11 protein-coding genes are annotated in these 15,011 nt (G+C 37.1%); 5 read left to right on the top strand and 6 right to left on the bottom strand.

Annotation, left to right across the window (positions count from 1 at the left end; genetic code table 11):
• Positions 1-52: 52 nt before the first annotated feature.
• Both cyoE and NST93_RS16410 read right to left on the bottom strand, forming a co-directional pair.
• The gene (gene cyoE, locus NST93_RS16415; protein WP_405098882.1) at positions 53-943 is read right to left on the bottom strand and encodes a heme o synthase; all 891 of its coding nucleotides are present in this window, start codon (positions 941-943) and stop codon (positions 53-55) included.
• Positions 944-1,236: 293 nt separating this feature from the next.
• The gene (locus NST93_RS16410; protein ID WP_405098880.1) at positions 1,237-1,476 is read right to left on the bottom strand and encodes a DUF2249 domain-containing protein; all 240 of its coding nucleotides are present in this window, start codon (positions 1,474-1,476) and stop codon (positions 1,237-1,239) included.
• 224 nt (positions 1,477-1,700) lie between these two features.
• Here NST93_RS16410 and NST93_RS16405 point away from each other — a divergent pair, with 224 nt between their 5' ends.
• The gene (locus NST93_RS16405) at positions 1,701-2,399 is read left to right on the top strand and encodes a Crp/Fnr family transcriptional regulator (protein ID WP_405098878.1); all 699 of its coding nucleotides are present in this window, start codon (positions 1,701-1,703) and stop codon (positions 2,397-2,399) included.
• Between the two features lie 42 nt (positions 2,400-2,441).
• On the opposite strand, the gene NST93_RS16400 is transcribed toward NST93_RS16405, so the two are convergent.
• Together NST93_RS16400 and NST93_RS16395 are read right to left on the bottom strand one after the other, a co-directional pair.
• On the bottom strand, positions 2,442-4,025 hold the full coding sequence (locus NST93_RS16400) for an esterase/lipase family protein (protein ID WP_405098876.1): 1,584 nt from the start codon (positions 4,023-4,025) through the stop codon (positions 2,442-2,444).
• A 411-nt stretch (positions 4,026-4,436) separates the two neighbouring features.
• Positions 4,437-5,234, bottom strand: a complete 798-nt coding sequence (locus NST93_RS16395; protein WP_405098874.1) for a class I SAM-dependent methyltransferase — start codon at positions 5,232-5,234, stop codon at positions 4,437-4,439.
• A gap of 167 nt (positions 5,235-5,401) precedes the next feature.
• Between NST93_RS16395 and NST93_RS16390 the strand changes: the two genes are divergently transcribed.
• The 3 genes from NST93_RS16390 (at position 5,402) to NST93_RS16380 (ending at position 9,023) form a co-directional block, all read left to right on the top strand.
• Positions 5,402-5,749: a PadR family transcriptional regulator gene (locus tag NST93_RS16390; protein ID WP_405098872.1), complete on the top strand. Its 348-nt coding sequence runs from the start codon at positions 5,402-5,404 to the stop codon at positions 5,747-5,749.
• Position 5,750: 1 nt separating this feature from the next.
• The gene (locus NST93_RS16385; RefSeq protein WP_405098870.1) at positions 5,751-6,764 is read left to right on the top strand and encodes an HAAS signaling domain-containing protein; all 1,014 of its coding nucleotides are present in this window, start codon (positions 5,751-5,753) and stop codon (positions 6,762-6,764) included.
• 84 nt (positions 6,765-6,848) lie between these two features.
• Positions 6,849-9,023 carry a DNA topoisomerase III gene (locus NST93_RS16380; RefSeq protein WP_405098868.1) on the top strand — a complete coding sequence of 725 codons (2,175 nt, stop codon included), beginning with the start codon at positions 6,849-6,851 and terminating at the stop codon, positions 9,021-9,023.
• 189 nt (positions 9,024-9,212) lie between these two features.
• Here the strand turns inward: NST93_RS16380 and NST93_RS16375 are convergent, their stop codons facing one another.
• The gene (locus tag NST93_RS16375; RefSeq protein ID WP_405098867.1) at positions 9,213-10,364 is read right to left on the bottom strand and encodes a cation:proton antiporter; all 1,152 of its coding nucleotides are present in this window, start codon (positions 10,362-10,364) and stop codon (positions 9,213-9,215) included.
• A gap of 446 nt (positions 10,365-10,810) precedes the next feature.
• On the opposite strand from NST93_RS16375, the gene NST93_RS16370 reads away from it, so the two are divergent.
• Positions 10,811-12,454 carry a PucR family transcriptional regulator gene (locus NST93_RS16370; protein WP_405098865.1) on the top strand — a complete coding sequence of 548 codons (1,644 nt, stop codon included), beginning with the start codon at positions 10,811-10,813 and terminating at the stop codon, positions 12,452-12,454.
• Positions 12,455-12,662: 208 nt separating this feature from the next.
• Here NST93_RS16370 and NST93_RS16365 read toward each other — a convergent pair whose 3' ends face one another.
• Positions 12,663-13,967 carry a uracil/xanthine transporter gene (locus tag NST93_RS16365; protein ID WP_405098863.1) on the bottom strand — a complete coding sequence of 435 codons (1,305 nt, stop codon included), beginning with the start codon at positions 13,965-13,967 and terminating at the stop codon, positions 12,663-12,665.
• Positions 13,968-15,011: the final 1,044 nt, after the last annotated feature.

Below are 15,011 nucleotides of genomic sequence, written 5' to 3'. Positions count from 1 at the left end.
TCTGGAATAATGAAGAGAAGCTGCCTTTTTAAGATAGAGATGATCCATCCCGCTAAATTGTTACAATCATCGCTAGCAGAAATACAATCATTAAGTAATTCACCGAAATGAGGAAATTCTGCTGCGCCCATCTAAAGGTATCTTCTATATAGAAGCCGCGAATAACAATAATAAGCCAAGCTATATTTATTAACGTCATTACAATTACATAAAGCCAGCCAAGTGATAACAGCATAAATGGCAGTGGCATTAAGCAAATGATATAAATAAGCATCATTCGTTTTGTCACAAGCATTCCCTTTACTACAGGGAGCATTGCGACATTTGCCGCTTTATACTCATCATATTTTCTAATTGCAATGACATATGTATGTGGCATTTGCCAGAAAAATAAAATGAAGAAAAATGCAATTGGTACAATATGTAAAGTTGAATCAAAGGCTGCCCAGCCTATCATTGGTGTTACTGCTCCTGAGACGCTTCCAATTATTGTATTCCATGTATATTTTCTCTTTGTCCACATCGTATACGGAAAAACATACGTGAACCAGCCAATAAATGAGTAAATAAGTACCTCCCAATTTGTAAAGCCTAAAAGACCGAATCCTATTAATGTAGTAATAACGCCAATTGATAGCACTAAAGATAATGACAATTCGCCTGTAACGGTTGGCCGTGTTTTCGTTCGATCCATCACCGTATCAATATCCGCATCATACCAATTATTAATTACAAGTGCTCCGGCTATGACAAGTAAACTACCAATCACTGTTAATAAAACAATAGCTGTATTCCCGGATAAAGGAATGTCATTTAAACGCATGACAAGCCATAGACCAGCAATCACAGGCAGGACGTTCGCAACTAATACTTTAAATTTAAAGAGTAATTTCAAATTGGAAATCAGTGACTCTTTGTTTTCCTGTATAAGTTTTTCCTTCATAACAATCATCCTCTGCCCGAATGTTTAAAAACAATCGGATTCTCTTTCTATGTAACTGTAATACAAGCTGTCCCATTTAGCTGCTAAAGAAGACAGCATATACATTATTTCTCAGTTTCCTGTCCTCTCCCTCCATTATATTGGAAAACTTCATTGTCACCAAGCTTTTAGTAAAAACTTAAGCTGACCTCTTTGGCTGCAAACTATAATATGCACTTTTACTAAAGAAAAAAGGCATCATAATGCGGGGTTAATGACCCAACATTAAAATGCCCAGTTGATAAGTTTTCAGTTCACTTCTTACCAATAACAACCCGCCATAATTCCGGACCTTTTTCAAGGTAATCCCAAGTAAACTCATTTTCACGCTCTATCATAAATTGATAATATAAAGGTTTTGGGTCATGATCATTGGATAAATGCATGAATTCACCTATTTCAAGCTTATCAAACATTTGAAAAATCCGAACATGACGCACTTTAGGTGTAATATCCGGCGCATGAATCTCCACTGCATAAATTATATCATTCATTTTAAAAAACCTCCATTATTATTAAGTAATTATCAAGTGACCATACAGCACTTCTCCCCAAATTCTGCTATTTAATATGCTTACTCTACACTTCCATCATAGAACAATCTACATTGTTACGCAGTGAGCATTAGCACGCTTTGTTGTGATTTTACTCACACTGTCCGGCAAAATGATATGATAGTATATAACAAGAAACAAAATATATTTTAGGGGGGTATTTCATGAATCAAACGTCTGTCAAAGAACTCCTGCAGCGCTTTCCATTATTTAAGAATTTAACAGATTATGAAATGGAACCAGTGCTTGATATTGCCAGAAACCGTTTATATCGCCAAGGCACACATCTCTTTATGCAAGGCGATCCATTAACGAATGTATATTTTATCCTTAACGGGAAAATTAAAATCTATCGTACAGATATACAAGGTAAAGAACAAATCGTTAACGTGCTTGGCGAAGGCTCCATGTTCCCCCACCAAGGTTTTTTTAGAAATGATAATTATCCTGCACATGCAGAAGTATTAGAAGAAGCAACGCTCGTCTATATTCCAATCCCGTTATTTGAGCAATTTCTCATAACGAATCCAGAGGTTAGTGTCAAAGTGTTTAAAGTACTTGGTGACATCATCGTCGATTTGCAAAACCGACTCGAGGAGCAGATATTACATAATACATATGAACAAATAATTTTGCTGTTGCTTCGCTTAACAGCAAGTCATGGGGAAATAATAAATGAAGAGGAAGTATCCATTACCACCCAATTTACTAATAAAGATTTAGCTAATATGATTGGTTCCAGCAGGGAAACCGTCAGCAGAACACTGACCCAGCTGAAAAAAAATAAACTCGTCTACAATGACAGGAACGGGAACATGGTTGTAAATCGGGAAAAACTCGAAGAAGAGTTGCTCAGAGGATAAGCGGGACATTCAAGGTCTGATCTTGGCCGTCCCGCTTAATTATTAATTTACATAGATGGAGTCAATGATTGTACGTTTAAAAGTATTCCCTTTTTTCGTGACCCCTTTAATGTTGATTGTAATTGTATATACTGTGTCTCTTTTATCAACATTCAGAGTCTGTGTAAGCGAGGACGTTCCTTGCTTTTTCCATGTCTTCTTATTAGCAGGATTTGCAGTTTCTGTAACTTCGTATTCTACTGTGAGTTGATCTGTTGCTGCTCTTGCTGGGTCAATTTCAAACTGCAGTTTATTTGTTTGTACTAGTCCTGATTTCTGCACTTGTTTTGCGTAAATAAATTCTTCTGTTTTATAGTCAGCCACTAACAAATAAGCATTTTCTTTTGATGCCGGATCTAGGCTAATTTTCCATTGCCCTGCCGCTGGTGCAGGTATTGTGACAAGATAGCCGATTGCACCTTTAAATACACCTTCTTCATGAAGCATTTCCTTTATTGTTGGATTTATTTTCTTCCCTAAAGGATCCATAATCTTCAGATCACCAAGTTTATCAGCAGTCAAAAGATGTAAAGTGATTTCATTTACATCTTCTTCCACTTCCAGTGAAACTGTCTTGGCTTTATCTAATTGTCCACCTTCAACCCAGCGATTCGTTACAGGTACTGCATTATTTTTCTGAATGTCCGTATTCAACTTGTTCGTATCTGAATTCAGTTGGTTTCCACTCAAATAGTCTGCAAAAACTGGAAAAGTCTCTCCCGTCCGCACAGTGGTATGATTCCAGTCACCGATTGCTAATTCATATCCCCCTGGAAGGTTACTGCTTGCCGCTGTAACTACACCATCATTTATTCCATAACTGGACAGGTACATTCCACCAAACCAGTTAGCCGAAAACATCGCTCCCCAATCTGTACCACCAATCGTAAAATAATCATTCATATATGCGTTAGCATGTGCATCTATCTCACTGCGAAAATTGGACATATAGGCTGTTTGCATAGCAGCAGTGCCTTCACCTTGGACACCTATCAAGTCTGCGAGCCAACCCGCTCCAGAGCTATAAGCTAAATCTGCAAGCTGGGAGCCGTGATGCGGACTTGAAAGTGTAATGACATTGCCTACATATTGTGAGGCATCATAATAGGTAAGCGCAGTTTGTGTATCCACACCACCCTTACTGTAAGCGACAATAGTAATGTCCTTTCCATTATAATAGTTCGAGATTTCTCTGATTTTGGAAGCAAGCAAACTGCCATTCTCCCACATATCTGCTGATTCACCACCCGCATCATATAATTGAAGAAAAGCAGTCTGATAGCCAGCATCATGAGCTGTCTGATACATATTATTTTCTTCCCAGAAAATTTGAGCAACATTATTTAAACCAGGGACAAATAACAAAATTGGAGCTTCTGGCTGAAGATTTCCAGGTGTTGCACCGCGATACCACTCTCCTGGTGTCTCTTCGTTCCCATTGCTTCCCTTACCGGTAATATCTAGCTTGTCATTTTGTTTAACGAGAACGGGTTTTGGAGGTACGGAGTCTGCAGCAGCAATCGTCGAATTTCCATAAAGTATTCCAATGAAAAGAGTTGCCAAACCAACCTGCAGTATGCGTTTCATTTTTCACTCTCCCATTATTTTAATTATATGAACATCATGCAGCATGATGGAGTTTTGGGAAATGCTGAAAGAAAGCAATTGATATACTTTGGCTCTTTATGGTGTTTTAACTCTGGTGTTAGAAGAATCACAATACACGTTGAGGAATATGAATGGAAGTATTTCTTTACACTTTAAATTATCTATTATTATATAGTATAAATAAACAAAAGGGAAAAATCATTCTGCCATTTTAAAAACTAAAACAGGTAAAAGAAACTGTAACGGATGGCTCTTGAATCATTACTATTCACTTAAGCCCAAATCCCTTTACAGCCTCTATTAAACGCATTTCGTTTCCTCTGTTTAATACCGTCAAAGTCCTTCTGATCTCACTTTTGCTCTCGTCTTTCCACCGCCTGCCAGATGATTTTATTTATCTCCGATGAGTACAACACTATTCAAACTCTGTGCGTTTTTATTTTTCAGTTGCTCATACAGTGTATTCGTAAGTACTTGAATTCTTGTAGAAGTTTTATCGAATACTTCACGAATTGATTCTGCATATGCTGTTTCCCACTTTCCGTCCTGCAAATAATGTGCATCAACTGTATGCTCCTGAGTGATTTTCCAGCCCGCTGTTTTAAGCATTTTCTTTAACTGGTCTTTGCTGAAAATGTGCTGGATATTCCCATCATTTTCGACAAATTCACTATGCAGCGCTAATATTTGCACTGCATTCAAGTGCGCGTGCTGCTCTAGCGTAAATTCACTTACATCCCATTCTGCAATACAAACGCGTTCAGTCATGCGATAAACTTTTTCAAGATAAAGCCGTAATTGTTCTGGACTCTGAAAATACCAAGAACAATGTGATAGCACGACAATATCAAACTTTTCTTCAGGAAACTCAAGGAATTCCGTACTTAGATAAAAATCAATTCGCTTACCCAGCTTTGATTTTAGAATTGTATTCGTCGCTTGCCCCAGAGTAATCGGCGCGCCGTAATCAGCATCTGCTAAATCGATAGCTGTTACATGCCCATCTTCCCCAACCGCTGAAGCTAGTGCAACCGTTGTATCTCCCTGACCACAACCTATCTCAAGTACATTCATGCCTGGTTCAACAGAAAAGGCATTCACCAAATCTAGCCGATGCATTAACTGGTTACGCTGGACTTCCTCATTCCCTATTATTTTCATGCAATGCAGCAAATCATCAATTGACATATGCTCACCCTCCTTTTTCAGAATATCATTTTCTTCCTCAGTTATCCGATTTTAGTATTATACGTTCTTACGGGCAGTTAGGTTTCATTAATAAGGTATGTGAAATAATAATATTTTATTGACTATAATGTGTGTCACACAGTACAATAAATAAAGGAGTTGATCACATGAGTGAAGTAAATCAGCATTTAGAGAAGTTAATGCAGGAGTTAAGACGTGGAACACTGACAATCGCTGTGCTCAGTCAACTTTCAGAGCCACAGTATGGCTATTCCCTCGTAACAATTCTTGATGAAATCGGCATACCAGTTGAACCTGGAACCTTATACCCCTTATTAAGACGGCTCGAAAAGCAAGGTATCTTAGACAGCAAGTGGGATACCAACGAATCCAGACCAAGAAAATACTATTTATTAAGTACAACAGGTAAAGAAGTATACGATTTACTTATCAAAGAATGGAATGGGATTGCCTTCAGTCTTGGTCAAGTAATTCAATCGAAAGGAGAGAAGTAATATGCAGCTAATCGAACGATATATTTATGCAGTGACACAGAAGCTGCCACTAGCGCATCGAGAGGATATTGCTCAAGAATTGCGCGGCCTCATCGAAGATATGCTAGAGGAGCGCACTGGAGGGCAACCAGCAACAGAAAGTGAGATGGAGACGGTTTTATTAGATTTAGGCAGTCCGAAAGAATTAGCCCAAAAATATCGCGGGACAAATAAGTTTTTGATCGGTCCTGAATTATTCGATTCCTATATACTCGTATTAAAAATTGTCATTACTACTTTAGCAATTGGCATTAGTGCGAGCTTTGTAATTCAATTTATAGTTGAACCAGTTTCTATTTTAGACATTTTTATTCATTCCATTGTTTCTATTGTTACAAGTATTCCAGCTGCCTTTGGCTGGACGACATTAGGCTTTGCAATTGCTGAACGTTACAGCACCTTTAAAGCCGAAGACCTCCGATTTGAGAAAGCATGGACACCAAGAGATCTCCCAAGCATACCACATGTAAAAGGAAAAATTAATCGCAGTGAACCCATTATTGGAATTATCCTCTATACAATTATGATATTGTTTTTCACCTTTTCTATGGACTATTTTGGTGTGTGGATCTTCAGAGAGGGTTTCACTGGAACAATACCTTTTATTAATGAAAATGCGAACTTCTTCTTTCTTCTGTTTATTATTCTTATTCTTGGCTTCGGTATCCTAAAAGAAAGCCTGAAGCTAATCTACGGAAGATGGACCACACTGCTGGTGACCTTAACATTTATTTTAAATATTATTTCCTTTATTGCCGTTATGTTTATTGTTGTTCAGTCTGACTTCTGGAATCCTCATTTCATGCAGGAAATGATACAATACAATCTAGTCTCTGAAGAAAGTGATGGATTTGAAGTTGTTAACACAATTTGGGAACAAACAACAAAATGGATCCCCATTTTTCTGGCAACTGGACTAATATGGGATGCAGCAGATGGACTATTTAAAGTAAGAAAAGCGAAAAGGGAAAATTAATTTATTCAACTGCCAAGTCCCAAACCTATATCAATTGTGTTAAAGTTAACAAAAGATATCTTTTAGTAAAGAAAGGATTTTATCATGAGTAAAACAGTAGTTCTAGCAGAAAAGCCTTCTGTTGGCCGTGATATTGCGCGTGTACTTCAGTGCAATAAGAAAGGTAACGGCTATCTGGAAGGCAGCAAATATATCGTAACCTGGGCACTCGGTCACCTGATTACACTAGCTGACCCTGAAGTGTATGATGATAAATATAAAACATGGAAGCTCGATGACCTTCCAATGCTTCCCCCACATCTAAAATCGGTTGTCATTAAGAAAACGGGCAAGCAATTTAATGCAGTGAAGGCACAATTAAATCGAAAAGATGTAACTGATATTGTAATTGCAACAGATGCCGGGCGTGAAGGAGAACTGGTGGCACGCTGGATTCTGGAGAAAGCACGAGTAAAAAAGCCAATAAAAAGATTGTGGATTTCATCTGTAACCGATAAAGCAATCCGAGATGGCTTCAAACAATTAAAACCAGGTGCAAAATTTGAAAACTTATACGCTTCAGCTGTCGCTCGCTCTGAAGCAGATTGGTATGTTGGACTTAATGCAACTCGTGCCTTAACAACAAAGTATAATGCACAGCTTTCTAGTGGCCGGGTACAGACACCAACATTGGGCATGATTGCGGCAAGAGAACAGGAAATTAATGCGTTCCAGCCTAAATCCTATTATGGCCTTCAAGCAAAAGCTTCAGGAAATATCAAGTACACTTGGCAGGATGCTAAAAATAATTCACGTACTTTCTCTAAAGAAAAAGCCGAAAATCTTTTGCATAGCTTAAAAGGTTCGGCACTAAACATTGAAAAAGTAGATAAAACGGCTAAGAAAAAGTTCGCACCGCAGCTTTATGATCTAACAGAGTTACAAAGAGATGCAAACCGTTTATTTGGATTTTCCGGGAAACAAACATTATCTCTCATGCAAAGACTGTATGAGCGTCATAAAGTATTGACCTATCCAAGAACAGACTCACGTGTTCTTTCAAGTGATATTGTCCCAACATTAATAGACCGCCTAGATGCATGTGGAGTCGATCAATATGCACGACACGCACAAACCATTCTTCGTAAAGGCATAGGAAAACTGCCGAAATCTGTTGTTGATAATGCGAAAGTAAGTGATCACCATGCAATTATCCCAACAGAAGAATCCGTAAATCTCTCCGAATTGGATGATAAGGAAAGAAGAATTTATGATTTAGTCGTTAAACGTTTCCTTGCTGTTTTAATGGATGCATACGAATATGAACAGACGACGATTCACGCAAAAATCGGAAATGAATCCTTCACTGCTAAAGGAAAAATTGTTAAAAAGCAAGGCTGGAAAGCTGTCTATGACCGGAGTTTTGAAGAGGAAGATTCAGATGATCAACAGCTTCCAAGTGTGAAGCAGGGCGACGCTTTCTCCAACATCAGCCTTAGCTTAACAACTGGAGAAACGAAGCCACCCGAGCGCTTTACAGAAGGTGTATTACTGCAAGCAATGGAAAATCCTGTGCGTTACATGAGCCAGGAAGAGAAACACTTAGCAGGCACATTACAGAAAACAGGTGGTATCGGAACAGTAGCAACTCGCGCAGATATTATTGATAAACTGTTCAATAGTCAATATATGGAGCTTAAAGGGAAGCATATTTTCATTACATCTAAAGGAAAACAATTGCTTGACCTGGCACCAGAAGATTTGCGTTCTCCAGCTTTAACTGCGGAATGGGAGCAAAAACTCAGCCTGATTGCAGAAGGAAAACTTAATAAAAATAAATTTATCGCAGAAATTAAAGACTACACAAAAGAAATCGTTCAAGAAATAAAGACAAATGACAGTAAATTTAAGCACGACAATATTACTGGAACGAAATGTCCTGATTGCGGCAAGCTTATGCTCGAGGTAAACAACAAAAATGGACGCATGCTTGTTTGTCAGGATCGTTCATGCGGGCATAAGAAAAACATTGCAAAACGAACGAACGCACGCTGTCCAAATTGCCACAAACGTTTAGAGCTGCGCGGGGAAGGTGAAGGACAAATCTTCACTTGTTCTTGCGGGCACCGTGAGAAACTTTCCAGCTTCAATAAGCGAAAGCAGCACGAGAAAAAACACAATGTATCTAAACGAGATGTTAATAAATTTTTAAAAAATCAGGATGACGGCTTTAAGAACAATGCACTTGCTGAACAACTCGCTAAATTAAAAAATAAATAAATATAAAAAGGATATGATTCCCGCATTCAGTGCGGGAATCATATCCTTTTCCAATTCCATTCACTTTGCCTGTAGTTCATTAATTATGAACATATCAATGCAGTTATTTAAGGCTTTGCAGCTTTTTACGATAGTAAATCCCTAACAACTGTTATTAACATGAAAGTTGAGAATCAAACATCAGCCATTTTAAACTTCTTTTGCATCTGGCTTTCTTTGTGTGAAAAACATCTTCATCATCGGCGGTGTGACAAGGGTCGTTATAATTACAACAACAATCATTGTTGCGAATAGATCCTGTGTTATCAGACTTGCTTCCAGACCAAGTGCAGCAACTATTAGAGCTACTTCTCCACGGGACACCATAGCAGAACCAATTCCCATAGAATTTCTCCAGCCATACCCGGATAGCTTCGCTCCAGCGCCAGCGCCGACAAACTTTGTCAAAATTGCAAATACACTGAGCAGGATAATTAATACTATATTATCAAGAATTCCACTAAACTCTGCTGAAATCCCAATATATGCGAAGAATATTGGAACAAACAAGGAATAGCTTATCGTCTCTACCTTCTCAAAAACAACCTCTTTAAAATTCGTTGTTCCAATTGCAATCCCAGCTATATAAGCACCGATAATATTCGCTACACCAGTTAACTCTGCAACATACGCATAAACAAAACAAATAATTAATGCCGCAGACATAACTGCCTCACTTACTGGCAGCTTCGCAAATGTTCTCATAAACCAAGGGACTACCTTCCATGCTACTAATATTGCTCCAATAAAGAATAATGCTTTCTTCACAACGAGCATAGTTAGCGAAGTCTCCCCTCCCATTGCAAAGCTCATAAGGAAAGCCAAAATTATCATCACCACTACGTCATCGAGAACAGCAGCACCTAATATTGTTGTACCTGCTGGCGTTCTGAGCTGATTCATCTCCTTTAACGATTGAACAGAAATACTTACACTCGTTGCAGAGAGCATCACTCCTAAGAACCAAGACTGTAAAGAAGTTAAATCCATCATGAGTCCCACCATATATCCTAAGAAGAGAGGGAAGATTATTCCTCCAAAGCCGACTAAAGTAGCTGATTTTGCCGACTTTTTAAATTCCTGCAAATCTGTTTCAAGCCCCGCAATAAACATTAGTAAAATTACCCCAATTGTACTAAATGTACCAAGTAGATCACTTGCTTCAATTAACCCTAAAACAGAGGGACCCAACAGGACACCGACAATTAATTCCCCCAGCACAGATGGCTGTCCGAATCGAACACTGATTGCACCTGCTAACTTTGCAGCAATAATAATGATTGCCAGATAAAGAATAAACATAAAACTCCACCTTTCCTATGTACTTTGAAAAACGAAAAAGGAGTCTGCCAAAAAAGGGCATACGTATCCCTTCGTGACAGACTCCTCCAATTGCATTTTTTCAGTTGTAAGCTTAGTTTAACCTATTATTTAAAAAAGTGAAAGCAATACCTATTATTTTCCTAAAAAAACAGCCACTTCCATAATTAATCAGCAGCATAAAGTAAATAGCGAGTTGTAAAAATAGAATAAGATTAATTATCTTCCACAATACATAACAAGAGGACTTTTCTTGGATTAAGATATTCCGTCATTTTAACAATCTCGCCTGAAATTGTCTAAAGTGGATAAAACAAAGTTTCTCTTTTGTTTACTTCATACTCAAAAAAATATATAATATTTATATTATGCTTCATCTCAAGAATAGAAGTAAATTTGTAGATATTTTTAAATTGAGGTCTGATAAAGTGAAAACAATAAATAACTTATTTATCCTAGAAGCAATGAAGGATTGTACAGTCTTAGCCGGCCATAGAGGGCTAACCAGAAATGTAGAATCTGTTAATATATCTGATACACCTGATGTTATAAAGTTTCTTAATAGCAATCATCTATTACTTACTACCGGATATGCTTTTAAAGATGATGCACAACTATTGTGTGATTTAATTAGACAGATGCATGCTTTAAATTGTGCAGGCATCGTCATTAAAATAAATCGATTTTTAAAGGAGTTACCTGAGGAAGTTAAGTTATTAGCTGATGAATTGGCTTTTCCAATTATAGATCTTCCTACAAGCATTACACTAGGAGAGCTGTCCCGTCATATTCTGAATTACCTAAATGATCATGAAGCTGAACAATTGTATTATGCCCTGCATGTACAAAGAGAATTTTCAAATATGATGTTAAAAGAATACAGTTTAAATTCGTTAGTTGAACAATTAGGTCATTTTTTAGATCGTCCAACAATGTTGTTAAATCATAGAGGAGAAAAAATTGCACATAGCCGTGGGTTTAATAAAGACTCCATGCAAATTGTTGCACAGGAGATTACCACAATGGTAAAAGGTGATTTAGACCGCGCTAGAAAAGGAACAACATTTTCAATACCATCTAAAAAACAAGAATCAATTACTACTTTTCCTGTACAAACAAAGAGACAATACGATAGCATGCTAGTCATCATAGATTCATCTAGTCTGCCTTATCCTTCATCCCAAATGGCAATCGAACAAGCAGGAAACGTTATTTCATTTACAATTATTAAAGAACAGGCTATTGAGGAAAATTCACGGCTATTAAAAAATAACTTTTTTGCTGATTTAATTGAGATGAGAGTCAAATCCAACGAGGAAGTTTTAAGCCGGACACACTATTATGGACTGCAAGATAACATGGAAACAGTATGTATCATATGTACAGTTGACCCAAATGGCAAAAATTATGAAGCACTGCAATTATATGAAAAAAGGTTTGGAGAATTACATAATAGCATATATGATCAATTAGAAGACGAAATTGTTAATGGCAATATGAAAGCCACTTTATTTACAAAAGAGAAATACTTCGTTATGGTCTTACAATTCCCTCATTATAATGATGCTGAAATTAATAACGTAACTCAATTCGTTCAAAAAGTGCAAACTATTTTACAAAATAATAATATTCGTGTTTCATTTGGCATTAGCAGCGCAGTACAATCTCCAATCGACATTCCTAGCGCATACCATGAAGCAGTTGATGCGATTAGAAATGGATATGATTTAAATCGTTTAAATTTTATCAACTTTTATCGAATGAGAGAAATTGAAGAGTTGCTGACTACATTACCAAGAAAAGATTTAATTGCACTGTATGAAAACACGCTTAAATCTCTTGCCTATCCAAAAACGAAGGATGAAGTTGATTTAGTAAAAACGCTTGAAACTTACTTGGACTGTCAATGTGAAATATCTGAAACATCCCGGAGAATGTTCGTCCATCGAAATACAGTTAAATATAGAATTGCGAAAATGGAAGAAATACTGAATTGCTCATTCCGCGATCCTACTGACTCACTAAGAATCCGCGTAGCACTATTAATTGGAAGCATTCTTGAGATTGAATAGTTGATTTTGACCTTCTCTTCATGTTAATGTCTCATGAAATACCCTATATAAAAAGCAAGCAGAAGGAACTTTCCGCTTGCTTTTCATTATTCTTCACAGAGTCCTTAAGAAGAACACAGGGAAAGGGCAGAACGCTTTAAGCATTCTGCCCTTATTCTTATTAACAGATGAATGAGATGATTCATTCACCAAAGTTCACTTATTTTATTTAATTTGAAGGCTTCATATCCCAGGTAAATAAGTTTTCCAATAAAAGTGCCAATACTATTCCAACTATTAAGCCATTACTTAATAACGGGCGAATAATTTCAGGCAGTGAATTAAAATAAGTAGCAGGCAGCGTCATAATAATAATCCCCACCATAAGCGGTATAGCTGACCGGTAAATATTATCTGTACTCCACTTAATTTGCCTAAAGAAATTCCATGATGAATTTACGAGTTGCAAGTAGGACACAAACAGTACCGCACTACCAATACTTAAAGGAAGTGTTGAGAAAAAGGCACCGACTGGAGGGATAATCCCCATCATGAGAAATAAAAATCCACCAATAATGAATGGCATTCTTTTTATAATACCTGTCTGGTTTAAAAACCCGATAGACGAGACGAATGGTGAATAGGGAACAAGCCCAAACATTCCTCCTATCCCAGTAACCAAACCAGTAATCGTGAATGAATTCCGATAATGCTTACCTGTTGCCTCAGAACGATACATGCTATCCGTCCCCTTTAAGGCACCAAACGTGTTAGCGGTATTTAATAGCCCTGTAAGGACAACCGTTAAAATAATACCCGTTTCCCATGTCAGTTTTCCAAGTGGGAATAATTCAAAATTGAATGGTTGTGCTTGAGATAATGATGATGTTGAATCGAAAATAAGTTCAAAGGCAATCCATCCGATGATAATACCGATTAATAGACCATATTTCTTAATGCTTGATGGAGCCTTTATACTAATCACAATTACAATAATCGCGATAACAATTGACAGCAATGAAACAGCCGGATCAATTGTAACATTTCCTTCAACGTTTCCGAATGGAATACCGAGCATTCCCTTCATAAAGATTCCGACCAATTGGGCCGAAAATAGAAACATAAATACACCCATCACGCCTGGGTTAAACAGCTTAGCAATAAGCGGGCCAAGTCCAGTTATCCCAATTAAAATGGTGAGTACAGCTGAAATAATGATGCCAAGACTCAGACTTCCACCAAGTACTTCAAGTGGCATACCTTGAGCTAATGCAGTATTAGCAAGAGTTAGAATCACTCCCCACCAAAGACCTGACTGTCCTTCTAAAAGGGCACGCTGATGTCCAATTAAAGCTTGAATAATACACGCCAATCCAGTCACAATAAATGATAGCTGAAGCATCGATATGATTGTCTCCTGCGGAAGATCAAATGCCGCTCCTACCGTTATTGGGATAACAATTATATTCGTAAAAATAAAAAAGAGCCACTGTAAGCCCGATATCCAGTTACTATACTTTAGTAACTCATTCATAATAACACCAACCCATGTAATTTAATTTACAGTTATTTTTAACATATAAACCGTTTCATATGTCTTCTGCTGTGCGAGATACGTCAGTAAAAATCATTTCACAAAAAATAAAGTGAGAATAATATTCACGTATCGCAATATTGCTCTTTATCGTATTTGAGTCTCTGTTTCCTTCATATGTTTTATGCCAGAATACTTCACTTTGTAAGTTTCGCGCAGAATGGTGAGACAGACTTGTACACTTCCTTGCAATAAAACTGAAAAACGAGTCCTATTTCTTTTCACTGCAAACTCGCTTGGGGATACTTACCCTATTTTCCTCCAAGCAAGCTAATAATTATGATTGTTTTTCTTTTTGGTAATGAACTTAACCTAAAGCCTTTAATCGGGCTAAAAGCGTATTACTTTTCATCATTGACCCTCTTATCTATTTTACACAAGTTTACTAAAAATATCATTGTTTAAAATGGCCAAAGGAGATACGGCTTTTTATTTACTTTATACTTATAATTTACTATGATATCGCAGATTACTGCCCCTCGAATAAAACAACTTGACCTACTAACAGTAAGGGATGGATAATTTCTGAATTAATAAAGCAAATACATGACTTAAATTGCACAGGCATTGTCATTGAATTAGAATGTTTTGAAGAGAATTTCCAGTAAAAGCAAAACTTTTCACTTATGAACTGGCGGTTCTAATTATTAATTTACAATCAGATTTAATATTGGGTGATTTATCCCGTCATATACTAAAACACTTAAATAATCATAAGGCAGAACAGCTATATTATGCACTTCATGTTCAAAATGAAGACGGATCACTGTCGTTGGAGAAGTTTGAAACTGTCAAGCTGTGTCTTTAAAGATTTTTCCGTAAATTTATTCGACTTTCGTTATAATCACATGTTCAAATCCAGGTAAAATTATGTGAGTATTCAATTGCACACATCTCTTTTTTGTTTCTTGTTTATTCGTCTAAACAAATTCTAACAAAAACTGGAGATTGCGTGTTTTTTATTGTCTGCATTCTTTCTTTACC

The sequence above is a fragment of the Oceanobacillus sp. FSL H7-0719 genome, from assembly GCF_045040795.1.
GTDB lineage: Bacteria > Bacillota > Bacilli > Bacillales > Amphibacillaceae > Oceanobacillus.
This window is presented reverse-complemented; position numbering and strand designations above follow the sequence as displayed.